General features: G+C 27.9%; 21 protein-coding genes and 1 tRNA gene. 8 read left to right on the forward strand and 14 right to left on the reverse strand.

The genetic code is table 11. The annotated features are described in order from the left end of the window. Positions 1-63: 63 nt before the first annotated feature. Positions 64-969, reverse strand: a complete 906-nt coding sequence (locus tag Q0733_RS00435; protein ID WP_298777606.1) for a peptidylprolyl isomerase — start codon at positions 967-969, stop codon at positions 64-66. Between the two features lie 79 nt (positions 970-1,048). Here Q0733_RS00435 and Q0733_RS00440 point away from each other — a divergent pair, with 79 nt between their 5' ends. Continuing rightward, positions 1,049-1,429, forward strand: coding sequence for a S4 domain-containing protein (locus tag Q0733_RS00440; protein WP_298777609.1), 381 nt, complete (start codon positions 1,049-1,051; stop codon positions 1,427-1,429). Beyond that, entirely contained in the window at positions 1,426-1,929 is a 504-nt protein-coding gene (locus tag Q0733_RS00445; protein WP_298777611.1) for a phosphoribosyltransferase domain-containing protein, read from the forward strand. The genes Q0733_RS00440 and Q0733_RS00445 overlap by 4 nt, the downstream gene beginning before the upstream one ends. On the opposite strand, the gene Q0733_RS00450 is transcribed toward Q0733_RS00445, so the two are convergent. Continuing rightward, on the reverse strand, positions 1,910-2,440 hold the full coding sequence (locus tag Q0733_RS00450) for a shikimate kinase (RefSeq protein ID WP_298777613.1): 531 nt from the start codon (positions 2,438-2,440) through the stop codon (positions 1,910-1,912). The genes Q0733_RS00445 and Q0733_RS00450 overlap by 20 nt on opposite strands. Positions 2,441-2,579: 139 nt before the next feature. Between Q0733_RS00450 and Q0733_RS00455 the strand changes: the two genes are divergently transcribed. Both Q0733_RS00455 and Q0733_RS00460 read left to right on the forward strand, forming a co-directional pair. Next, positions 2,580-2,663 (forward strand) — tRNA-Leu (locus Q0733_RS00455). 69 nt (positions 2,664-2,732) lie between these two features. Next, entirely contained in the window at positions 2,733-3,536 is an 804-nt protein-coding gene (locus Q0733_RS00460; RefSeq protein WP_298777615.1) for a carboxypeptidase-like regulatory domain-containing protein, read from the forward strand. Positions 3,537-3,857: 321 nt separating this feature from the next. On the opposite strand, the gene Q0733_RS00465 is transcribed toward Q0733_RS00460, so the two are convergent. From Q0733_RS00465 to Q0733_RS00520, 12 genes are all read right to left on the reverse strand, one after another. Then, on the reverse strand, positions 3,858-4,688 hold the full coding sequence (locus Q0733_RS00465; protein WP_298777617.1) for a prohibitin family protein: 831 nt from the start codon (positions 4,686-4,688) through the stop codon (positions 3,858-3,860). Between the two features lie 115 nt (positions 4,689-4,803). Continuing rightward, a complete protein-coding gene (locus Q0733_RS00470) occupies positions 4,804-6,831 on the reverse strand; it encodes a VWA domain-containing protein (RefSeq protein WP_298777619.1) in 2,028 nt (675 codons plus the stop codon). A gap of 97 nt (positions 6,832-6,928) precedes the next feature. Next, the gene (fabG, locus tag Q0733_RS00475; RefSeq protein ID WP_298777620.1) at positions 6,929-7,675 is read right to left on the reverse strand and encodes a 3-oxoacyl-[acyl-carrier-protein] reductase; all 747 of its coding nucleotides are present in this window, start codon (positions 7,673-7,675) and stop codon (positions 6,929-6,931) included. Between the two features lie 97 nt (positions 7,676-7,772). Then, positions 7,773-10,736: a pitrilysin family protein gene (locus tag Q0733_RS00480; RefSeq protein ID WP_298777622.1), complete on the reverse strand. Its 2,964-nt coding sequence runs from the start codon at positions 10,734-10,736 to the stop codon at positions 7,773-7,775. Positions 10,737-10,841: 105 nt separating this feature from the next. Further along, positions 10,842-11,714 carry a succinate--CoA ligase subunit alpha gene (gene sucD, locus Q0733_RS00485; protein WP_298777624.1) on the reverse strand — a complete coding sequence of 291 codons (873 nt, stop codon included), beginning with the start codon at positions 11,712-11,714 and terminating at the stop codon, positions 10,842-10,844. Positions 11,715-11,777: 63 nt separating this feature from the next. Beyond that, complete coding sequence (locus Q0733_RS00490) at positions 11,778-12,707, reverse strand: UDP-3-O-(3-hydroxymyristoyl)glucosamine N-acyltransferase (RefSeq protein WP_298777626.1); 930 nt, start codon at positions 12,705-12,707, stop codon at positions 11,778-11,780. A 5-nt stretch (positions 12,708-12,712) separates the two neighbouring features. Beyond that, positions 12,713-13,294 (reverse strand): hypothetical protein, encoded by a 582-nt coding sequence (locus tag Q0733_RS00495; RefSeq protein ID WP_298777628.1) that lies wholly within the window; start codon positions 13,292-13,294, stop codon positions 12,713-12,715. Positions 13,295-13,302: 8 nt separating this feature from the next. After that, positions 13,303-13,869: an elongation factor P gene (gene efp, locus Q0733_RS00500; RefSeq protein ID WP_298777630.1), complete on the reverse strand. Its 567-nt coding sequence runs from the start codon at positions 13,867-13,869 to the stop codon at positions 13,303-13,305. A 56-nt stretch (positions 13,870-13,925) separates the two neighbouring features. Then, positions 13,926-14,711 (reverse strand): acyl-ACP--UDP-N-acetylglucosamine O-acyltransferase, encoded by a 786-nt coding sequence (gene lpxA, locus Q0733_RS00505; protein WP_298777632.1) that lies wholly within the window; start codon positions 14,709-14,711, stop codon positions 13,926-13,928. A gap of 2 nt (positions 14,712-14,713) precedes the next feature. Further along, positions 14,714-16,105: a bifunctional UDP-3-O-[3-hydroxymyristoyl] N-acetylglucosamine deacetylase/3-hydroxyacyl-ACP dehydratase gene (locus tag Q0733_RS00510; protein ID WP_298777634.1), complete on the reverse strand. Its 1,392-nt coding sequence runs from the start codon at positions 16,103-16,105 to the stop codon at positions 14,714-14,716. Positions 16,106-16,111: 6 nt separating this feature from the next. Continuing rightward, positions 16,112-17,140, reverse strand: coding sequence for a UDP-3-O-(3-hydroxymyristoyl)glucosamine N-acyltransferase (gene lpxD / locus Q0733_RS00515; RefSeq protein ID WP_298777636.1), 1,029 nt, complete (start codon positions 17,138-17,140; stop codon positions 16,112-16,114). 45 nt (positions 17,141-17,185) lie between these two features. Continuing rightward, complete coding sequence (locus tag Q0733_RS00520) at positions 17,186-18,409, reverse strand: HD domain-containing protein (protein WP_298777638.1); 1,224 nt, start codon at positions 18,407-18,409, stop codon at positions 17,186-17,188. Positions 18,410-18,536: 127 nt separating this feature from the next. On the opposite strand from Q0733_RS00520, the gene Q0733_RS00525 reads away from it, so the two are divergent. From Q0733_RS00525 to Q0733_RS00540, 4 genes are read left to right on the forward strand one after another with little or no spacing between them, the layout of a single operon-like run. Further along, positions 18,537-20,084, forward strand: coding sequence for a bifunctional response regulator/alkaline phosphatase family protein (locus tag Q0733_RS00525; protein ID WP_298777640.1), 1,548 nt, complete (start codon positions 18,537-18,539; stop codon positions 20,082-20,084). 26 nt (positions 20,085-20,110) lie between these two features. After that, positions 20,111-20,680 carry a DUF1287 domain-containing protein gene (locus tag Q0733_RS00530; RefSeq protein WP_298777644.1) on the forward strand — a complete coding sequence of 190 codons (570 nt, stop codon included), beginning with the start codon at positions 20,111-20,113 and terminating at the stop codon, positions 20,678-20,680. 22 nt (positions 20,681-20,702) lie between these two features. Then, positions 20,703-21,113: a tRNA (adenosine(37)-N6)-threonylcarbamoyltransferase complex ATPase subunit type 1 TsaE gene (gene tsaE, locus Q0733_RS00535; RefSeq protein WP_298777646.1), complete on the forward strand. Its 411-nt coding sequence runs from the start codon at positions 20,703-20,705 to the stop codon at positions 21,111-21,113. A gap of 3 nt (positions 21,114-21,116) precedes the next feature. Then, positions 21,117-22,313 carry an alanine dehydrogenase gene (locus tag Q0733_RS00540; RefSeq protein ID WP_298777648.1) on the forward strand — a complete coding sequence of 399 codons (1,197 nt, stop codon included), beginning with the start codon at positions 21,117-21,119 and terminating at the stop codon, positions 22,311-22,313. Positions 22,314-22,354 lie beyond the last annotated feature (41 nt).

Consider the following 22,354-nt stretch of genomic DNA (forward strand, 5'->3'; position numbering starts at 1 on the left):
CTTAAAATAATAAATGCCCTTGATTTCTCAAGAGCATTTATATAAATATATTTTGTTTTTTTACTAAAAAATATCAGGATTTAAATAATCTGCTAATGTAGGATTATTAGGGTCACTAAAATCATTTGCAGGGTTTCCATCTCCATTTGCATCTTCATCAATTGTTAAAACGCCATCACCATCATCATCAGTATCAAAATAATTTAGAAAACCATCACTATCTGTATCATCATCATTAGGGTTACCATTGCCATCAACATCTTCCGATATAGAAGGAACACCGTCATTATCATGATCTGTATTAGGTACAAACTCTAATAAATCTACATAAAACATAATATTTGTATCAACTAAACTACTAATATAATTTGAGGTATTTGATGATGGGTAAGCTAAACCAGATGGAATAAATAAAACCCCTTTACCCCCATTTAAATAAGTTATTGGACCATTAAAAACACCGCCATTAGCATCTTTTTTTAGGTCTCCACCTTTAAATTGTGTAAAACCATATGCCCAACCATCAACTACATTTGTTAAACTGAGCCATACTCCAACAGTGTTTCCATCAAAAGCAGAAGTTGCTAAACTAGTACCTGTTAAAGTTCTACCAGAGTATTTTGTAAAAACTGAATCTACTCTTGTAGGATAACCATTATCAATTGTAGGTGTACCTTCATCTAAAACATAAACATATAATTTATATGCTATATCATTTTCTTCTACATCTAAGGTTTTTAATTTACTATCAGAATACAAAGCCGTTTGACCAGAAACTAATGTTTTAACAGAATCTACAGTATCATCATAATAATGGTTTTGTAAAAACTTTACCAAACTATCATTATCTGAAAGTGCTAAGGCTTCATGATCTATATCTGCAAACGGATTAACAATTGTATCATTAGAACAAGCAAAAAAAAGTGCAACAAGAATTAATATTCCAAAAATGTTTTTTATTTTAATCATTTAACTATAAAATTAGAGGTGGCAATTTACCATTTTTATACCTTTGTAAAAAGACAAAAAGTATATTTTACCTTTTTTTATGAGAATAGATAAATATTTGTGGTGTATTCGGTTTTTTAAAACAAGAAGTTTAGCAACTGTTGCTTGTAAAAAAGGACAAGTAAAAATAGATGCTAAAAATTTAAAACCATCTAAAGAGGTTTTTGGAAATGAATTAATTACTATCAGAAAAAACCAAATAAATTATCAAATAAAAGTTTTAAATTTACCTGAAAGTAGAGTTGGTGCAAAACTGGTAGAGCAATTTAGAAAAGATGTTACCCCAAAAGAAGAGTTTGAAAAAACTGAACTTTTAAAATTTGCTAAAGATTACTATAGAAAGAAAGGAACTGGAAGACCTACAAAAAAAGACAGAAGAGATATTGACGATTATCAAGATGAAACTGAAGAAATAATATGATAACACAAGAAAATATAATATTAGATAGTATTCAAATCAATCAAAAAATTAAACGAATTGCATATCAAATTTATGAAAGTAATAGTAATGAAAAAGAAGTTATTATTGCTGGAGTTATTGGTAATGGATATATTTTTGCGGAAAAATTAGTTACAATTTTAAATGAAATTTCATCGCTTAATGTATCTATTTGTAAGGTAGTCATTAATAAGAAAAAACCTCGAGAAAAAATTACAACTTCTTTACAAACAGCAGATTACAAAAATAAATCGTTGGTTTTAGTTGATGATGTTTTAAACTCTGGTACTACCCTAATTTATGGCGTAAAACATTTTTTAAATGTACCATTAAAAAGATTTAAAACTGCAGTTTTAGTAAATAGAAACCATAAAAAATATCCTGTAAAAGCTGATTTTAAAGGTGTTTCATTATCAACATCAATAAAAGAACATATACAAGTTGATTTTAAAAATGAAGAAACTAAAGCTTATTTAATTTAAAGAGCTTACTAATTTTTTTAGCAATTTCTTTCTTTTTAACATCATCAATTTTAATAGTATGCTTTGCTTGTTCATAAAAAGGTCTTCTTTCAAAAAGATGTTTTGCTACAAACTCAGGAATTTTATCATCACCTAAAGAAGCAATTAACGGTCTTTTACTTTTCTTTTTTATCAATCTTTTTATCATTGTAGATGTACTACCCTGTAAATATATTGAAACCGAATCTTTACTCGAATTAATTACTTCCATATTATTTGCATAACAGGGTGTACCACCACCTAAAGCAAGAATATATTTTTCGCCTTTTAGAATTACTTCTTTTAAATATTTATTTTCAATATTTCTAAAATATATTTCTCCTTTTACTTTAAATATTTCAGAAATAGTCATCTTTTCTTTTTCGATGATATAATCATCTAAATCAATAAATTGATAATTAAGTTTTTTTGCTAGTAATTTTCCAATACTAGACTTTCCTGAAGCCATGTATCCTAATAAAACAATTTTCATTTACTTTAAATTTCAGCAAATATCGATAAAAAATGATTGTTTTAAACAGAAAATTATAATTGATTTCTCTTCAAAATATACTATGCATAATAACATATTAAAGAAAATTATTTCTAATTTAGCAGTTCAATTTTTTATTGCACACGTGGCGAAATTGGTAGACGCGCAGCCTTGAGGGGGCTGTGTTCGTAAGAACGTGGAAGTTCGAATCTTCTCGTGTGCACTTAATAATATTTTATTCTTTCACATAATATTAACCTTTATAAGCAGTATAATTACTAATTTTGTAATTATGCAAAAAAATATATTTATACTGTGCTTATTTATTACATTAAGTGCGTTTTCTCAAAAAGATAGTATACGAACCACTATTTTAAAAGGTCAAATTATACATGCTGATAATAAGAAACCATTAAGTGCTGCACATGTTTTAAACTTAAACACAGTAGTTGGTACTATTACTAATGACAAAGGTTTTTTTGAGTTACCTACTAAAGCAAATGATACAATTTTAGTTTCTTATTTAGGTTTTTCTTCAATTAAATTAAAGATTACTAATGATTTATTAAAAGGGAATGAATTAGAAATTGCTTTGTATGAAAAATCTGAAGAAACAAAAGAAATTGTTATTAAATCTACACAATTAATTGGTGTTTTAGAAGTTGATGTTAAATTAGTACCAAAAGATAGGTTTACTAGAATTCATATAAATGGTTTACCGCAAACTTATGAAGTGGGTAAACCTAAAAGTAAAAACTACTCCTCTCCTATTGCTGCTCTTTTTAATCCTGTTGATTTTTTATATAGCCATTTTGGAAAAAAACCAAAGCAATTAAAGAAACTTCAAAAATTAAAAAAAGAAGACGGCTTACGTAAAATGTTAGCTGGTAAATTTGATAGAGAAGTAATGATGGAGTATTTAGATATGGATAGACAAGAGTTATCTGAATTACTTACAGACTGCAACTACTCTGAATATTTTATTAAAAAAGCATCTGACTTACAAATGATTGAAGCTGTTTTAGATTGTTATGAAGACTATAAAGCACTTAAAAAAGGAAAGATTGATAGAGATAAAATTCCTGTAAAAAATTAACACTATATTTTTAATGAAAAGAGCCAAAAAACGAATGTTTTTTGGCTCAAATCAACTATTAAAACTAACTAATTAATAACTAAAATCCAGTTTGTCTTTTAGTTATACTTTCTTCTGGAAATTCCAGAATCATTCTTTTTCATTTATATTATAACTTATTAATTAATATCTTATTACATCTATAAGACTCACTTTTATAATATAAGTTACACATTTATTTGAGTTTAACATAACTTTAAGAACTATGATAAGAAAGAAATACTTGTAACAAAAAAAATCCAGCAAAAGCTGGATTTTTAATTTAATATTTTTTACTAATTTTTATTGATTGCCAAGTATAATTGGCATACCTGAATCTCCGGACCCAATAACAATTACTTTACTATTTGAAGATTTAGAAAGCTCTATTGTAGCTTCTATTCCTTTATCTTGTAAAATTTTATCAGTAAGAGAAGCACTTAATATTCTATTTGCATCAGCTTTACCTTGTGCTTCAATTCTAACCTTTTGGGCTTCTTTATCTGCAGTTACAAGTCTAAATTCATATTCTAAAGATTCTTGTTCTTGTTTTAATTTACGTTCAATTGCACCTTTAATTGTTGCAGGTAATTTTACATCTTCTACTAAAACACGTTTAACAATTAAAAATTGACCTGCCAAAAGTTTGGTAACTTCATCTAAAATTTCTTGCTCAATTACATCTCTTTTACTTGAATATAATTGCTCTGGTGTATAACGTCCAACTACACTTCTTGCAGCAGCATTAATTGCAGGGTCTAATAATTCACGCTCATAGTCTTCACCTTTTGTTTTAATTAAAGAACCTAAATTTTCCAATTCTGGCTCATACCAAATTGTTCCATTTACCTTAACCTCAAGCCCATTTACTGAAAGCACATTCATTTCATCAGATATAGATTGTTGACGTACTTTACGAACTATCATTTTGTTCCAAGGGGCAACAATATGAAATCCTTCTCCATAAGTTTTACTTGTATTTATACCATCACCTAAAGTTTCAAAGATAACACCACCTTCACCTGGTCCAATTGTAACTGTTGATTTTGAAAATAATATTATTACTATAACTATTAAGAATATGAAGAAAAATCCTCCTTTTGGAAAATTAAATTCCATTTGTTTATTTGACATTTTTATTGTTTTTAAGTTTAATCAAATTTACAAATATTATTTGTTTTAAAATATAAAATGTACTTGCATTTAATTTTATAATTAGTAATTTAAAATAGATTATTAAGGCTAATTATTAAATTTTTCCGTGATATTTTCTGATAAACCATTCTACTGTTAATAAGATAATTATTAAAAATAAAACCCATTTCCAATCAATAAAATTTTGTTGTTTTACAGTTGATTTTTGAGTTATGAAATACGAATCGTTATTCAATAAATCAGCAATTAATTTATCTGTTTTATTTTTATGAAACACTTTCCCAGATGTTTTTAAAGCAAGCTGTTCCAGTTTATCAACATTAGCATTAGTAAACTGCTCTTCTATTTGATAATTTGTAATTTTAAAACGACCATATTTATTTATTTTCTGTCCTAAAACATCAACTTTATAAGTATAATCTCCAGAGTTTAGGTTTTCAATTTCTAATTGATAAGCATTATTCACTAATGAAAAAGGAATTTTAGTAACTTCTTTTGTAGTTATATTTGTAATTGAAATTTGTAACGAAGCCCTAGCATCAAATTGATAATTTTTATCTGTATAAAAAGCAGATATATTTATACTTGAATTTGATGGATATAAATTTTTAGCGTTAACTTCTAATCGATTTCTTTTTTTATTTGAAGATAAATATTGTATTAAATTACCAATAAATTTATCAAAATCTTTAAAAGAATTTGCACTTAAAAAACTATTGGATCTCCATTTCCAAATTCCTTCACCAAATAAAACGGCAATTTTTTGATCATTTTGCTCTATAGTAGCTAACAAAGGTTGTTTGGTTTGTAAACCGTTTATGCTATGTTCTAATAATATTTGATGTTCTTTTTTTATAATAATTTCTCCATACTTGTCTTTTAAAGGCGGAAAATTATTAAAATCAATATCTTCTTGTAAAAATGTTAGAAAATTTTCATTAAAAAAAGCACCATAATTTTCTGTTTGATTGATAGCTGTTTTAAAAAATCCTAATTGTTTTTGATTTAAAAAATTCCAATCAGTATTTGCTCCAGAAATTAAAAAATAATTATTATTCTTTTGTGATAATTGAGAAAACAATGAATTAAACTTATTATTTGGCTGATATAAAATAACTAATTGATAATCATTAAGTTCTTTTTTAAAATCACTAATTAACTGAATATCTACTGTACGTTGTTTATTTATTTCTATTGACTTTTTTAAAGCTCCAATATCTGGATGTAAAATCGATGTTAAAATCAATACTTTAGTTTGTTCATCAATTACTTCTACAGAAAAACTTTTAGTGTTGTTTTTTGTGTTTTTCTCATTATCTATTTTACTTATCGATGCTGAATAATATTGTAATCCTTCTTTAGTAGAAGTTAAATTTGTAGTTAATGTAGCTGATTTTTTTGTTGAAGAAAACTGTACTTTTTCTCTAAACAATGTTTTTCCTTCACCAAAAATTGAAAACTGTGTAGTTACATTTTCATTGCCTTCATAATTTAAAATAACTTCAACAGGGAATTTATTTTTAATATAACTGTATTTATTAACGTTTAATTGCGATATTTTAACATCAACATACTTAGTTGTATCACCTATAACTACAGGGTAAACTGTTTGTTTTGAATTTATAAATTCATAAGCAGGTCCAATAGTTTGATTTCCATCAGAAATTAAAATAATAGGTGCAATTTTATTTTTATTAATGTCATTTACAGATGATAAAGCAGCAGCAATATTAGTGTTATTTTCTAAAAAAGAAAGAGAATCTGAAACCTGAAGGTTTTTACCAAAAGAAAATTCCTGTATATCAAATTTATCAACTAACTCTTTATTTTTGATAAGCTTTGTAATTAGTTGCTTTGTGTTTTCAGTTTCTTCAAAAAAAGAAATTGACTTAGAGTTATCAACTAAAATAGAAAGTGTTGGTTTTTCATTAATAATTTCAGTTTTCTCAATCTTTGGATTTAATAAGAGTAAAATCAAAAAAAACAAACTGAACGTTTTTAATGCAAAAAGTAAAATTGTAACTTTTGGTTTCTTTTTTATTTTATAAAAATATTGTAAAAATGCTACAGAAACACTGAGTAACAATGCTAAAATAATATATAAAATTAATGAAGTTTGCAATGGTTTTTATTTTATGGAAAGATATAAAGAACTATCTAAAAACAAAAAACCTGTAACGTTTATTTGTTACAGGCTTAATTATTATTTAATTATATATTTATGTTAACATTCCTCCATCAACAGAAAGAGTTTGACCAGTAATATAAGCACTCATATCCGAAGCTAAAAATATACAAGCATTTGCAATATCTATTGGTTGTCCTCCTCTTTTTAAAGGAATTCCATCTCTCCAACCTTGCACTACTTTTTCATCTAATTTATCTGTCATTTCTGTTTCTATAAAACCAGGTGCAATTACATTGCTTCTAATATTTCTAGATCCTAATTCTAAAGCCACTGATTTAGAAAAACCTACGATACCTGCTTTTGAAGCAGCATAATTTGATTGACCAGCATTACCTTTTAAACCTACAACTGAACTCATGTTTATGATAGAACCTGCTCTTTGTTTCATCATTGGTCTAATAACAGCTTTTGTTAAATTAAATACAGATTTTAAATTTACTTCAATAACTTTATCAAAATCATCTTCTGTAATTCTCATCAACAAGTTATCTTTTGTAATTCCGGCATTATTAACTAAAATATCTATAGAACCAAACTCTTTTAAAACTTCGCTAGCTAATTCTTGTGCAGCTTCAAAATTAGCAGCATTTGACTGATATCCTTTTGCAGATACACCAATTGATTTTAATTCAGTTTCTAGTTCTTTTGCAGCTTCTACAGAAGAACTATACGTAAAGGCAACGTTTGCACCTTGTTTTGCAAATTCTATTGCAATGCCACGCCCTATACCCCTTGTTGCTCCTGTTATTATTGCTGATTTATTTTCTAGTAATTTCATATAATTTAGTTATTTTAAGGCGTCAAAGATACTAAAATAAAAAAACTCGTAAAGTTAAATTTACTTTACGAGCTTTTAATTTTTAAAAGAAGTTTGATTATTGTTTTACTGATTTTTTATCAATATAATTAAATAAGTAATCTATCTCTAATTCTTGAATTTTCCCTAATTTTTTAAGAGATTCTACGTTTAAATCTTTTTTATTACCTATAACCATTACATTGTAAGATTCTCCTTTTATATTTTTATTAAAGAAGCTTTTTAAATCTTCCATATTCATACCTTTAATGGTATTATACATTGCCTCTCTATTATCATTATCAATTCCTAACTTTTGTAATCTTTCATAAGACCAAAAAATGTTAGATTTTGTAATTCTTTGTGCAGCTAGTTTTTTTAATGTAGCCTCTTTAGCTGCATTAAATTGCTTTTCTGCTTCTGGCATATTATTCATTAAATCCATCATTGCATCAACAGCTTGCTCTAATTTATTAGCTTGTGTACCAACATATGCCATAACATAATTTGGAGAGTCTTTTTTAGATGCTCCTTGGTAAGAAGCAAAAGCAGAATACGCTAATGATTTAGATTCTCTTATTTCTTGAAATACTATTGATGATAAACCGCTACCAAAGTACGTGTTGAATAATGTTGACGCAGCCATGTTTTCTGCTTTAAAAGGTTCTCCTTTTGCTAAAAACATCATTTCAGTTTGTACCATATCATAGTTTGTAAAAAATACATTTCCTCCAGTTTCAGTTTCTTTGTATTTTTTTGCAACAGGGTATTCTTTTAAATCTCCATAAATTTTATGTTCTGAATTTAATGCTGCAACAGCAGCATCAACATCTTTACCATAATAAAAGATACGTTGCTTAAAGTTTTTCATGTCTTTTACAAGCGCAACTAATTCTTCTGGATTTATGGCTTTTAATTCATCAATTTGCATGATATCTCTTAAAGGAGAATCCTCACCATATTTTCCATAATTCATTAAACCATTCCAAAGGATATTTCCTTTTTGAGTTTTTCCATCTTGTCTTCCTTTGTATATTTTTTCTACATATTTATCATAAGCGTCTTGATCTGCTTTTGCATTATCCCAAAGGTGCTCTAACAATTGTAACCCTTTTGGTAAGTTTTCTTTCAATCCATTTAAACCAACATAAGTTTTATCGCTTGCTGTGTTTACATAATAAGAAATTCCTAATTTGTAAAACTCTTTTTTAATTTCTTCAGCAGAATATTTATCAGTTCCAATATATTCAAGATAACCAGCAGCAAGACTTAACTTTTTATCGTTATCGCTACCCATATCAAAAATAATATTTAAGTTGAACAAATCGTTGTTTGGATTTTCTACATAAGAAACTTTAATATCATTACTTGTTTCAGTTTCTTTGATTGCAGTTTTATAATCAACAAACTTAGGTTTTAATGGCGAAGATTCTACTTTATTAAAAGCTATTAAAAATTCTGAGCTTTTGTCTCTATTTAAGTTAACAGGTGTAATTCCAGGGTTGTCAACTTTTACAATGCTTTTATCTTCTCCTTTTCTTTTGTAAGTTACAACGTAATTGTCTTTGTAAAATTTATTAGCAAAATCAACTAATTCTTGTTTAGAAATTTTCTTTAAACCATCTAAAAACTTAACTTTATCTATCCAATTTTCATGATGAATAAAAGCATTGTAATAAGCTCCTGCTAAGGCAGTATTACTTTCATATTGACGTGTTTGGCTCAATTTTAAGTCATTTACTACAGCTTCAATCATCCATTCATCAAATTCACCTTTCTTTAATTTTTCTACTTGTTCTAATAACAATCCTTTAACTTCATCTAAAGACTGACCTGATTTTGGGCTTCCTGTAAATGTATGATATCCATAATCATTTAAAAAAGTTGGTGAACAACTTGCTCTTTGAACAGCTTGCTTTTGATTTAAATTTAAATCGATTAAACCTGCATTGCCGTTTGCCATAATCATATCACAAAGTGTAACTAATTTTTCTTCTTCAGTATTAACACCTGCAGAACGATAAGCAATTGAAATACTTTCTGAAGTTGGACCAAATACTTCTTTAATAATTGGTTGTGTAATAGCAACTTCTTTTGGTAAAGTTGGATGTTTTAATTCTTTCTTTTCCATTTTACCAAAAGTGTCGTTAATCTTGTTTATTGTTGTGTCAAACTCTAAATCTCCAACTAAAACAATTGCCATATTGTTAGGTACATAATATTTATCAAAGTAATTATGGATATCTATCATTGAAGGGTTTTTCAAATGTTGCCCAGTACCAATGGTTGTCTGTTGTCCGTATGGATGATTTGGAAATAAACCATCTAGCATTGCAGCGTAACGTTTTCTAAAGTCATTATCTTGACCTCTATTAAATTCTTCAAAAACTGCTTCTAATTCAGTATGAAATAAACGCAAAACAAGTGTATTAAAACGTTCATTTTCTAAATCTATCCACTTATCTAATTCGTTTGCAGGAATTTTGTTTTTATATACTGTTTCTTCAAACCAAGTGTGAGCATTAGTACCTGTAGCTCCTATAGAGGCCGTCATTTTATCGTATTCATTAGCAACCGAATAATTAGATGCTTCTAAAGAAACTTTATCAATTTCTTTATAAATAACTTTCTTTTTTTCTGGATCTTCTTCTGTACGGTGTTGTTCGTATAAATCAGAGATTTTTTTCAAATATTCTTTCTCTTTTTCCCAATCTACAGTACCTATTTTATGAGTTCCTTTAAAAACCATGTGCTCTAAATAATGAGCTAATCCGGTAGACTCTTTTGGATCATAATTTGAACCAGCTCTAACAGCAATATACGTTTGAATTTTAGGTTCATCAGAGTTTTTACTTAAATATACTTTTAAACCATTGTCTAAAGTATATAATCTTAAACCTGTAGGGTCATTATCTACAGTTTCATAAATAATACCGTTTGCATCTTTTTGCGTTTTAACTTCATAGCTTTTTTCAGAATTAGTTTTACAACTAAAAACCATGACTAATATTAAGCTAAAAGCAAATAATTTAATTTGTTTCATAATGTTTTTTTGGGATAAATTTAAAAAATCCGTTGAATTTACGAATTCAACGGATTTTAAACTAAAATTTTATAAAACTTTAACAGTTTTTTTATGTAAGCGTGTTTATTTTAAAACATTCGCAACCATTTCTCCAATTTTTGCTGGAGAACTCACAACGTGAACTCCATTTTCAGCTAAAATTTTCATCTTTGCTTGTGCGGTATCATCAGCTCCTCCAACAATTGCACCAGCATGTCCCATTGTTCTTCCAGCTGGAGCAGTTTGACCTGCAATAAAACCAACAACTGGTTTTCTGTTTCCATCAGCTTTAATCCACTGTGCTGCTTCAGCTTCTAAATTTCCTCCAATTTCACCAATCATTACAATTGCTTCAGTTTCATCATCATTCATTAACATTTCTACAGCTTCTTTTGTTGTAGTTCCAATTATTGGATCTCCACCAATACCAATTGCTGTTGTAATACCAAAACCTTGTTTTACAACTTGATCTGCAGCTTCATATGTTAAAGTACCTGATTTCGATACAATACCTACTCTACCTTTTTTAAAGATAAAACCTGGCATAATACCAACTTTAGCCTCATCTGGTGTAATTACACCTGGACAGTTAGGACCAACTAATCTACAATCTTTATTGTCTATATAAGCTTTTACTTTTACCATATCTGCGACAGGTATTCCTTCAGTAATACAAATAATTACTTTAATACCCGCATCAGCAGATTCCATAATTGCATCAGCAGCAAATGCTGGTGGTACAAAAATAATTGAAGTATCAGCTCCAACCTTATCTACAGATTCTTTTACTGTATTAAAAACTGGTTTACCTAAATGTTCTTGCCCCCCTTTTCCTGGAGTTACACCTCCAACAACATTAGTTCCATAGTCAATCATTTGACCTGCATGAAAAGTACCTTCACTACCTGTAAATCCCTGTACAATAATTTTTGAATCTTTATTTACTAAAACGCTCATGGTTTTTATTTTTTTTATTTGTTTAGCAAAAATAGTTTTTTGTACTGTTTTAAAAAAGAATTTTTAGTTTTCTTTCCTTTTTTCTTTAATAAAACGTTTTATTTCTGCTAATTCTTTTAATTTTTCTCTTGACTCAGAAATTGGAGTTCCAAAATAAGATTTTCCACCAGCTACAGATTTTGTAACCCCAGTTTGTCCTAAAATTATTGCTCCTTTTCCAATAGTTATTCCACTATTTGTACCTACTTGTCCCCAAATAGTAACTTCATCTTCAATAATAACACAACCTGCAATGCCAGTTTGAGATGCAATTAGACATTTTTTTCCTATTATTGTATCATGCCCAACATGAACTTGATTATCTATTTTTGTACCTTCTTTAATTGTTGTATTACCAGTTACTCCACGATCAATTGTACATGAAGCTCCCAAATCTACATTATCTTCTAAAACTACTCTACCTCCTGAAATTAATTTATCAAAACCGGTAGGTCTTTTTTTATAGTAAAATGCATCAGCTCCTAAAACTGTGTTTGCATGTATTGTAACATTATTACCTATTATACAATTATCATAAATAGTAACATTAGGGTGAATTAAACAATTCTTTCCTATCACTACATTATTTCCTATAAAAACATTGGGCTGAATAACAGTTCCTTCGCCAATTATTGCAGCATTAGAAATACTTTCTTTAGATGCAATAAAAGGATTAAAATGAAGTGTTAATTTATTAAAATCACGGAAAGGATCATCAGAAATTAATAATGATTTTCCAGGTGGACATTCTACTTTTTTATTTATTAAAATTGTAGTAGCTGCTGAATTTAATGCTTTATCATAATACTTTGGATGATCTACAAAAACAATATCTCCCTTTTTAACTACATGAATTTCATTGATTCCTGTTATTGGAAAATTTTCATCACCAATAAACTCACAACCAATTACTTGAGATATTTTTAATAAAGTTTGGGTATTTTTAAAATCCAATATTATTATATAAATTTAAATGATTTTTGAATCATTTTAAATGTGTTCTCGTATTTGTTAAACCTACTATCTAATGTCCAAGTCATAATCATAAACATTTTTTCATTTCCTTCAATAAAACCAATTAAATAACCAATATTTAATCCATCTATTTTACCATGTAATTCATAGTGTTTTGAAGAAATGTTTTTAATATTTATTTCTATATTTTTATGAGTAGCATTCTCTATTGATTCAATTAAACTTTTAATTTGATAATCTGAATAATTTTCTAATACAGACATTTCATCATTATAAATATCTAATTCTTTAAAAGTATCAACAAATTCTTGTTTACTTTCATCAATAACAATTGCATATGTTTCTTTATAAATATTTGCATATTCAAATGAAGCTTCATCGTGTAAAGTTTTCATTTCTTTCATATAATCAGGTGTACCTAACGAATATTCTTCATTAACCTTTATAGTCAAGAAATCTTCAACTTTTACTTCATCTTTTCCAAATGATGCTGTTGTGTCAATAATCTTTTTACAAGATATTGAAGTAAAAAGTATAAAAATATATAGAAAAACTTTTTTAAACATATTAAATATTACTCTTTAATACGTTCTTGATAATTACCTTTTGTGGTTTCTACTTTAATTTTATCACCCTCATTAATAAACAAAGGAACGTTTACAATAGCACCAGTTTCTACTGTTGCAGGTTTTGTTGCATTTGTTGCAGTATTACCTTTAACACCTGGTTCTGTATGAGTTACTTCTAAAATTACGCTTTGCGGCATTTCTACGGACAAAGGCATATCATCTTCAGAATTAATAATTATGGTTACAACTTCACCTTCTTTCATTAACCCTGGATTATCTAATGCATTTTTTTCTAATTGAATTTGAGAATAATCTTGTTGATTCATAAAGTGATACGTTAGTCCTTCATTATATAAATATTGAAACTTATGCGTTTCTACTCTAACATCATCAATCTTTCTACCAGCAGGAAAAGTATTATCTACTACTTTACCACTAGTTACACTTTTTAGTTTTGTTCTTACAAAAGCGGGACCTTTACCCGGTTTAACATGTAAAAATTCTATAATTTTATAAATATCATTATTATATCTAATACATAATCCGTTTCTAATATCTGAAGTAGTTGCCATTTCTATTTTTTCTTTATAAAACCTTAAAGGTCTTTTATGTTAAGTTATATTATTTTTTAATTAAAATTAAAATATCCTTTCATTATTCCTCTATGAGAATCTTTAATAAATTGGATAATTTCATCACGTTCAGGAGTTGCTTCCATTTCCGCTTCAATAATTTGAATTCCTTGAGTGTAATTATAGTTTTTTTGAAATAAAATTCTATAAATATTCTGAATTTCTCTTATTTTTTCTGTCGTGTATCCTCTTCTTCTTAATCCAACTGAATTAATACCAACATAGGATAAAGGTTCTCTTGCTGCTTTTACATATGGTGGTACATCTTTTCTTACTAAAGATCCACCAGTAACAAAAGCATGTTTTCCTACAGATGCAAATTGATGAACTGCAACCATACCTGCTAAAACAACATTATCTCCAATGGTTACATGACCTGCTAGGGTTGTATTGTTTGAAAAAATACAATTTTCACCAACATAACAATCATGAGCCACATGACAATAAGCCATTATTAAACAGTTATCACCAATTATAGTTTTCATTTTATCTTTGGTACCTCTATTAATCGTAACACATTCTCTTATAGTAACATTGTCACCAATTTCAACAGTAGATTCCTCATCATCAAATTTCAAATCTTGAGGAATTGCTGAAATTACTGAGCCTGGAAAAATTCTACAGTTTTTTCCAATTCTTGCTCCTTCCATTATAGTAACATTAGAACCGATCCAAGTTCCAGAACCAATAGTTACATTATTATTAATTGTTGTAAAAGGTTCTATTACAACATTTCTTGCAATTTTTGCCTGAGGATGAACATACGCTAAAGGTTGATTCATATTTATTTAATTTTTGAAATTTGCGCCATTAATTCAGCTTCAGCAACTAATTTTCCATTTGCATAAGCAAAAGCCTGCATATGGCAAATTCCTCTTCTAATTGGTGTAATTAATTCGCATTTAAAAATTAATGTATCCCCTGGTAAAACTTTTTGTTTAAACTTAACTTTATCCATTTTCATGAAATAAGTTAAATAATTTTCTGGATCAGAAACTGTACTTAAAACTAAAATACCACCACATTGTGCCATTGCTTCAACTTGTAAAACCCCTGGCATTACTGGCGAACCTGGAAAATGTCCAACAAAAAAATCTTCATTCATTGTTACATTTTTCATACCAACAACATGTTTATCAGAAAGTTCAATAACTCTATCTACTAATAAAAATGGTGGTCTATGTGGAAGAATATCCATAATTTGATGAATATCTAACAACGGTGGTAAATTTAAATCATATTGAGGTATATTGTTTCTTTTCTCAGCTTTAATAAGTTTTGCTAATTTATTAGCAAATTGAGTGTTTATTAAATGACCTGGCTTATTTGCAATTACCTTTCCTCTAATTCTTGTTCCAACTAAAGCTAAATCTCCAATAACATCTAATAATTTATGACGTGCAGCTTCATTTGCCCAATGTAAAGTTAAGTTGTCTAAAATTCCATTTGGTTTAACTGCAATATTTTCTTTATTAAAGGCTTTCTTTAATCTTTGCATCGTACTATCTGACAGTTCTTTATCAACATATACAATTGCATTGTTTAAGTCTCCTCCTTTAATTAAATCATTCTCAAGTAACATTTCAATTTCATGCAAAAAACTAAAAGTTCTTGCATCTGCAATTTCTTTTTTAAAGTCAGAAATTTTATTTAAAGTAGCATTTTGAGTCCCTAATATTTTAGTTCCAAAATCTACCATTGTAGTTACTTGGTATTCATCAGAAGGCATTAAAATTATTTCGCTTCCAGTAATATCGTCTTTATAAGAAATTATTTCTTTTACTATATATTCTTCAACATAAGCTTCTTGTTCTTTTATACCAGCTTTTTCCATCGCTTCTACAAAATACTTTGAAGAACCATCCATTATTGGTGGCTCAGAAGCATCAATTTCTATCAATAAATTATCAATTTCTAAACCAACTGCAGCTGCCAATACATGTTCAGAGGTTTGTATTTGAACTCCATTTTTTTCAATATTTGTTCCTCTCTGAGTGTTTACAACATATTCAGCTTTTGCTTCAATTGTAGGCCTACCTTCTAAATCTACTCTTACAAATGCAAAACCATGATTTATTGGCGCTGGTTTTAAGGTCATTGAAACTGTATTACCTGTATGTAAACCTACTCCTGATAAAGTAATTTCTGTTTCTATTGTTTTTTGTTTCTTACTCATTTCATTTTATTTTTGAGCATTCAACTCTTTTTCCATTTTATTAATTGAAGTAGCAATCTTTGGTAAATTTCTAAAATAAACATAAGATTTACTATAGTCATTATAATTCATTGCCGGTGTTCCTTGTACTTTTTCTCCGTCTTTTAGGTTTTTAGTAATCCCAGTTTGACCCTGAATTTTTACATTATTACCAACAATTAAGTGACCTGCAAAACCTACTTGCCCACCAATCATACAATTTTTCCCTATTTTGGTTGATCCTGCTATTCCTGTTTGTGCAGCAATTACAGTATTCATTCCTACTTCTACATTATGAGCGACCTGTATTTGATTATCTAGTTTTACACCTTTTCTAATTATTGTTGACCCTAAAGTTGCTCTATCTATAGTTGATCCAGCTCCAATATCTACATTACTCTCAATAATTACATTTCCAATTTGAGGTATTGCAGTATATTCTCCTTTTTCATTTGGAGCAAAACCAAATCCGTCTGAACCAATTATACAACCTGAATGTATTTTACATTGGTTACCAATTTCTGTTTCAGAATAAATTTTAACACCTGCAAAAATGGTACAATTATCACCAATAACAGTATTATCTCCAATATAACAATTAGGATAAATTTTAACATTATTACCAATTATTACATTTTCTCCAATATAACAGAAAGCGCCCAAATATTCATTAACTCCTATTTTTGCAGAATCTGATATAAAAAGCGGTGCTTCTCTACCTATTTTATTATTTTTTACTTCGTTATAAAATTCTAATAATTTTGAAAAAGATTTGTAAGCATCTTCAACTTTTATTAAAGTTGTTGAAATTTCTTTTTCTAACTTAAAACTACTATTTACTATAGCAATAGAAGCTTTAGTAGTATATAAAAAAGGGTTGTATTTAGGATTGGATAAAAAAGTTAAAGATCCTTTTTCTCCTTCTTCAATTTTAGATAATTTAGATACTTCTTCATTAGGGTTTCCTACAACTTCTCCTTCTAATATATCTGCTATTTGCTGTGCTGTAAATTTCATTAGTTGCAAAAGTATAAAAATTAAAGGTATTTGGCTAATATCATTTTACTTTGGATAACAAATAAAGTGTTTTACAACTGGTTTTGTGAGCGCCTGCAAGTTAAATTGATCAGAAGCTTTTGCAATATCTTTTAGTTTCCCTTTTTTATTTAATATTAAAATAGGTTTTTCAGAATTATAAGCCTGATTTTTAATTTTTTTTGTAAAAATAAAATATTGTATTTCTTTTTCTGAAATGTCAAATTTATTAGCAAATTTTTCCTGCTTTTTTAATATTTGTTCTTTTTCAAAAACATCTGTCTGAATTTCAACTTTTAAGAGTTTTCTATCTACAATCATTTTAGATAATAAAGACAACACTTTATCATTATGATTTACCCATTCTTTTATGGCTGATAAAATATCATAATCATCTAATTTAGAAAACATTTTTAATGTTTGTTCGGTAAAATTCTCAGAGTTAATTTGATTGTATAAAAAATATTTTAGAGATGTACTTGCAAATAACTCCTCTCCTTTTTCGGCTAATTCTTTTGCTCTTTTTAGTGCATTTACCAACATATGTTCGGCAACCAAACCTGTTTTATGTAAATAAACTTGCCAATACATTAACCTTCTAGCAATCAAAAATTTTTCAACAGAATAAATACCTTTTTGTTCAATTACTAATTCATCATCTTTAACATTCATCATAACAATTAATCTGTCTGATGAAATATTACCTTCAGTAACTCCTGTATAAAAGCTATCACGTTTTAAATAATCTAACCTATCTATATCTAACTGACTAGAAATTAATTGATATAAAAAATTACGATGATATTTTCCTTCAAAAATTTTAATAGCTAAAGATAGTTTTCCATCAAATTCATCATTTAATTTATGCATAAATTTCAATGAAATTTCTTCATGAGAAATTCCACTAACAATACTATGTTCTAATGCATGAGAAAATGCTCCATGACCAATATCGTGCAATAAAATTGCTACACATAAAGCTATTTCTTCATCTTTTGAAATTTCAACATCTTTAAATCGTAAAACTCTCACAGCTTTTTGCATTAAATGCATACAACCTATAGCATGATGAAAACGTGTGTGATTTGCTCCAGGATATACCAAATTAGAAAAACCCATTTGAGCAATTCTTCTTAATCGCTGAAAATAAGGATGTTCTATTATATCAAAAATTAAAGAATTTGGAATTTGAATAAATCCATAAATTGGATCATTTAAAATTTTAAGTTTGTTAGGTGTTTTTTGCTTCAAAAGATGAATTTTATCAATCAGACGCAAAATACGAACAATATTTTTTTTGGCAATATTTTATCATTTTAAACATTCAAAAAATATAACAAAACTGTACTTTTAACGTTATTAGACAAAACATATAACTATGAGCAGAATACAAATTCTTTGGGTTGATGATGAAATTGAGTTATTAAAACCCCACATTCTTTTTTTAGAGCGTAAAAATTACAAAGTAACCACTTGTACAAATGGTGCAGATGCTATTGATTTGGTTGATGAAAAAAATTTTGATATTGTTTTTTTAGATGAGAATATGCCTGGTTTAACTGGTTTGGATACACTTGCAGAAATCAAACAAAAACAGGCAAATTTACCTATAGTAATGATTACAAAAAGTGAAGAAGAATATATTATGGAAGAAGCAATTGGTTCTAAAATAGCCGATTATTTAATAAAACCTGTAAACCCAAGTCAAATTTTATTAAGTTTAAAAAAGAACTTAGACAATTCTCGTTTAGTTTCTGAAAAAACGACTTCTAATTATCAACAAGAATTTAGAAAAATTTCTATGGATTTATCGATGGTAAATTCTTATGAAGAGTGGATTGAACTTTATAAAAAATTAGTTCACTGGGAATTAGAACTAGAAAATATTAGTGACCCTGGAATGTTAGGTATTTTAGAAAGCCAAAAGGCTGAAGCAAATAATCAGTTTTTTAAGTTTATTAAAAAAAACTATGAAGACTTTTTAACCTCACATGACAAGCCTACTTTTTCTCACACATTATTTAAAGATTATGTAGCACCTCATTTAAATAAAGACCAAGGAGTTTTATGGATTATTATTGATAATTTACGTTATGACCAATACAGAATTTTAGAGCCTTTAATCAATAATTTTTATAAAAAAGATGTTGAGCATTCTTATTTTTCAATTTTACCAACAGCAACTCAATATGCTAGAAATGCAATTTTTTCTGGATTAATGCCTTCAGAAATGGAAAAACGTCATCCAAATTTTTGGAAAAACGATACAGATGAAGGTGGAATGAATCTATATGAAAACGAATTTTTATCTGCTCAAATCAAAAGGTTAAGCTTAGATATTAAACACGAATATTATAAAATTACCTCTCTTAAAAATGGAAAAGAATTAGCTGACAATTTTAACAGAACTAAACAAAACGATTTAACTGCTGTTGTTTACAATTTTGTTGATATGCTTTCTCATTCTAAAACAGAAATGGAAGTAATTAAGGAATTGGCTGGGGATGACAAGGCTTATAGAAGTCTGACACTGAGTTGGTTTAAAAATTCTCCTTTATTTGAAATTATTCAAAGAGCTCAAAAATTGGGACAAAAGTTAATTATCACTACAGACCATGGAACTATTAATTGTAAACATCCAACAAAAGTTATTGGAGATAAAAACATTAGTGCTAATTTACGATACAAAACAGGTAGAAGTCTTTCTTATGAAGAAAAAGATGTTTATGCTGTGAGAAACCCAAAAGATATTTTCTTACCAACAATAGCTATGAATAGCCCATTTATTTTTGCTAAAGAAGATCTGTTTTTTGCATACCCAAATAACTTTAATCACTTTGTAAAATATTATAAAAACACCTATCAACATGGAGGTATTTCTTTAGAAGAAGTAATTATTCCTTGCGTGGTTTATAGTCCAAAATAATAAATATTAAAGACACCCAGCATCTAATGAAGCATTTTTTACTACTTGGATTTTTATTTTTAAGTTTTGGTTCTTTTTCTCAAGAGGATAAACTATCTAATGCTGCTTTAGAATTAACAAAAGACAAAGTTATTTATGACCCAAGTTATTTTTCTATTGATTATCCAAATGGTGATATTCCTAAAGACAAAGGTGTTTGTACGGATGTTTTGATAAGAGCCTATCGAAAATTAGGGATAGATTTGCAAAAAGAAGTTCATTTAGATATGAAACAGAATTTTAATCTTTACCCAAAAAATTGGGGTTTAAAAAGAACTGATAAGAATATTGATCATAGAAGAGTTCCTAATTTAATGACTTTCTTTTCTAGAAAAGGGATAATAAAACAAATTACTAAAAATCCAATTGATTATATTCCAGGAGACATTATTTGTTGGAATTTAGGAGGAGCAATTACTCATACAGGTATTGTTGTAAATAAAAAATCTAAAGACAACAATCGTTATTTGATTGTACATAATATTGGAGCAGGACAAGTTTTAGAAGATTGTTTGTTTCGTTTTAAAATCATTGGACATTATAGATATAAAAACTAATTTCTTCACTATTTTTGTTTCTATGAACAAAAATTATTCTCTAGAAGATTTATCTAAAATTTCAAAAGAACTTATTTCATCCCTAAAAAACAAAACCTTATTGTTTTATGGACAAATGGGTGTTGGTAAAACAACTCTAATAAAAGAAACCTGTACACAATTAGGAGTTTTAGATAACATCTCCTCACCTACTTTTTCTTTGGTTAATGAATATCACACAGAAAATCAAGGTAAAGTCTTTCATTTTGATTTTTATAGAATTGAAGATGAAAACGAGGCTTTAGACATGGGAATTGAAGAATATTTTGAATCCGAAAATTGGTGCTTAATTGAATGGCCAGAAAATATTGAAAATTTACTACCTTTAGATGCTGTTGAAATTCATCTTACAATATTAGATGATAATAAACGTAACATTAATATAAAACAATAAAATATGAGTTCATTTTCTCCTTTTAGTAAAGAAGAGTTACTTCCTCAAGAAGAAATGTTGGAAATCAAAAAAAGAAAAGGAGAATTATTTATTGGTTTGCCTAAAGAAACATATTTAGGTGAAAAGCGTGTTTGTTTAACACCAGATGCGGTTTCAGCATTATGTGCTCATGGGCATAGAATTGTTTTAGAAACAGGTGCTGGAGATCATGCAAACTATACAGATAAAGAATACTCTGATGCAGGAGCAAAAATTTCTTATAATGTTGAAGAAGCTTTTAAATGCAATATTGTTTTAAAAGTTGCACCTCCAACAGAAGATGAAATCAAATATTTAAATCCCCAAACAACCTTAATTTCCTCTCTTCAATTAAAAACACAATCAAAAAGTTATTTTGAACATCTTACAAAAAAGAAAATAACAGCAGTTGCATTTGATTTTATAAAAGACGAGCATGATACATTCCCTATTGTAAAATCATTAAGCGAAATTGCTGGTACAGCTTCTGTATTAATTGCTGGAGAATTAATGAGTGGTGTAAATAAAGGAAATGGTTTATTATTTGGCAACATTGGTGGAGTACCTCCTACAAATGTTGTTATTTTTGGAGCAGGAACTGTTGGGGAATTTGCAGCCAGAAGCGCTATTGGTTTAGGTGCTAGAGTAAAGGTTTTTGACAACTCTATAACTAAACTTAGAAAACTACAGCATAATTTAAACTCACCTATTTACACATCTACTTTGCAACCAAAATCTGTAGCAAAAGCATTAATGCGTTGCGATGTTGCAATTGGTGCAATTAGAGGTAGAAACAGATCTCCAATTATAGCAACAGAAACTATGATTGAAAAAATGAAAGAAGGTGCTGTAATTGTAGATGTTAGTATTGATAGAGGTGGTTGTTTTGAAACCTCTAATGTTACAACCCATAAAACACCAACCTTTGTAAAACATGGTGTAATACACTATTGTGTACCAAATATACCTGCTAGATATGCAAGAACTGCATCAGTTTCTATTAGCAATATTTTTACTCCGTATTTATTAGATATTGCTGAAGAAGGTGGTTTTGAAAATGCAGCACGTTTTGATAAAAGCTTACGAAATGGTATGTATTTTTATCACGGAATTTTAACAAATAAAACGGTTGCAGATTGGTTTGAATTACCTTTTAGAGATATTAATTTATTAATATTATAAGTACTTTAAAATAAAATCTTTATCTTTATAGTATAATAATT

Origin of the sequence: uncultured Polaribacter sp., from assembly GCF_947500975.1 — a bacterium.
Lineage (GTDB): Bacteria > Bacteroidota > Bacteroidia > Flavobacteriales > Flavobacteriaceae > Polaribacter.

Coding starts and splice junctions, on each gene's coding strand:
- Q0733_RS00435 (WP_298777606.1), bottom strand. CDS start 969: ATGATTAAAATAAAAAACATTTTTGGAATATTAATTCTTGTTGCACTT.
- Q0733_RS00440 (WP_298777609.1), top strand. CDS start 1,049: ATGAGAATAGATAAATATTTGTGGTGTATTCGGTTTTTTAAAACAAGA.
- Q0733_RS00445 (WP_298777611.1), top strand. CDS start 1,426: ATGATAACACAAGAAAATATAATATTAGATAGTATTCAAATCAATCAA.
- Q0733_RS00450 (WP_298777613.1), bottom strand. CDS start 2,440: ATGAAAATTGTTTTATTAGGATACATGGCTTCAGGAAAGTCTAGTATT.
- Q0733_RS00460 (WP_298777615.1), top strand. CDS start 2,733: ATGCAAAAAAATATATTTATACTGTGCTTATTTATTACATTAAGTGCG.
- Q0733_RS00465 (WP_298777617.1), bottom strand. CDS start 4,688: ATGTCAAATAAACAAATGGAATTTAATTTTCCAAAAGGAGGATTTTTC.
- fabG (WP_298777620.1), bottom strand. CDS start 7,675: ATGAAATTACTAGAAAATAAATCAGCAATAATAACAGGAGCAACAAGG.
- Q0733_RS00480 (WP_298777622.1), bottom strand. CDS start 10,736: ATGAAACAAATTAAATTATTTGCTTTTAGCTTAATATTAGTCATGGTT.
- sucD (WP_298777624.1), bottom strand. CDS start 11,714: ATGAGCGTTTTAGTAAATAAAGATTCAAAAATTATTGTACAGGGATTT.
- Q0733_RS00495 (WP_298777628.1), bottom strand. CDS start 13,294: ATGTTTAAAAAAGTTTTTCTATATATTTTTATACTTTTTACTTCAATA.
- efp (WP_298777630.1), bottom strand. CDS start 13,869: ATGGCAACTACTTCAGATATTAGAAACGGATTATGTATTAGATATAAT.
- lpxA (WP_298777632.1), bottom strand. CDS start 14,711: ATGAATCAACCTTTAGCGTATGTTCATCCTCAGGCAAAAATTGCAAGA.
- Q0733_RS00510 (WP_298777634.1), bottom strand. CDS start 16,105: ATGAGTAAGAAACAAAAAACAATAGAAACAGAAATTACTTTATCAGGA.
- lpxD (WP_298777636.1), bottom strand. CDS start 17,140: ATGAAATTTACAGCACAGCAAATAGCAGATATATTAGAAGGAGAAGTT.
- Q0733_RS00525 (WP_298777640.1), top strand. CDS start 18,537: ATGAGCAGAATACAAATTCTTTGGGTTGATGATGAAATTGAGTTATTA.
- Q0733_RS00530 (WP_298777644.1), top strand. CDS start 20,111: ATGAAGCATTTTTTACTACTTGGATTTTTATTTTTAAGTTTTGGTTCT.
- tsaE (WP_298777646.1), top strand. CDS start 20,703: ATGAACAAAAATTATTCTCTAGAAGATTTATCTAAAATTTCAAAAGAA.
- Q0733_RS00540 (WP_298777648.1), top strand. CDS start 21,117: ATGAGTTCATTTTCTCCTTTTAGTAAAGAAGAGTTACTTCCTCAAGAA.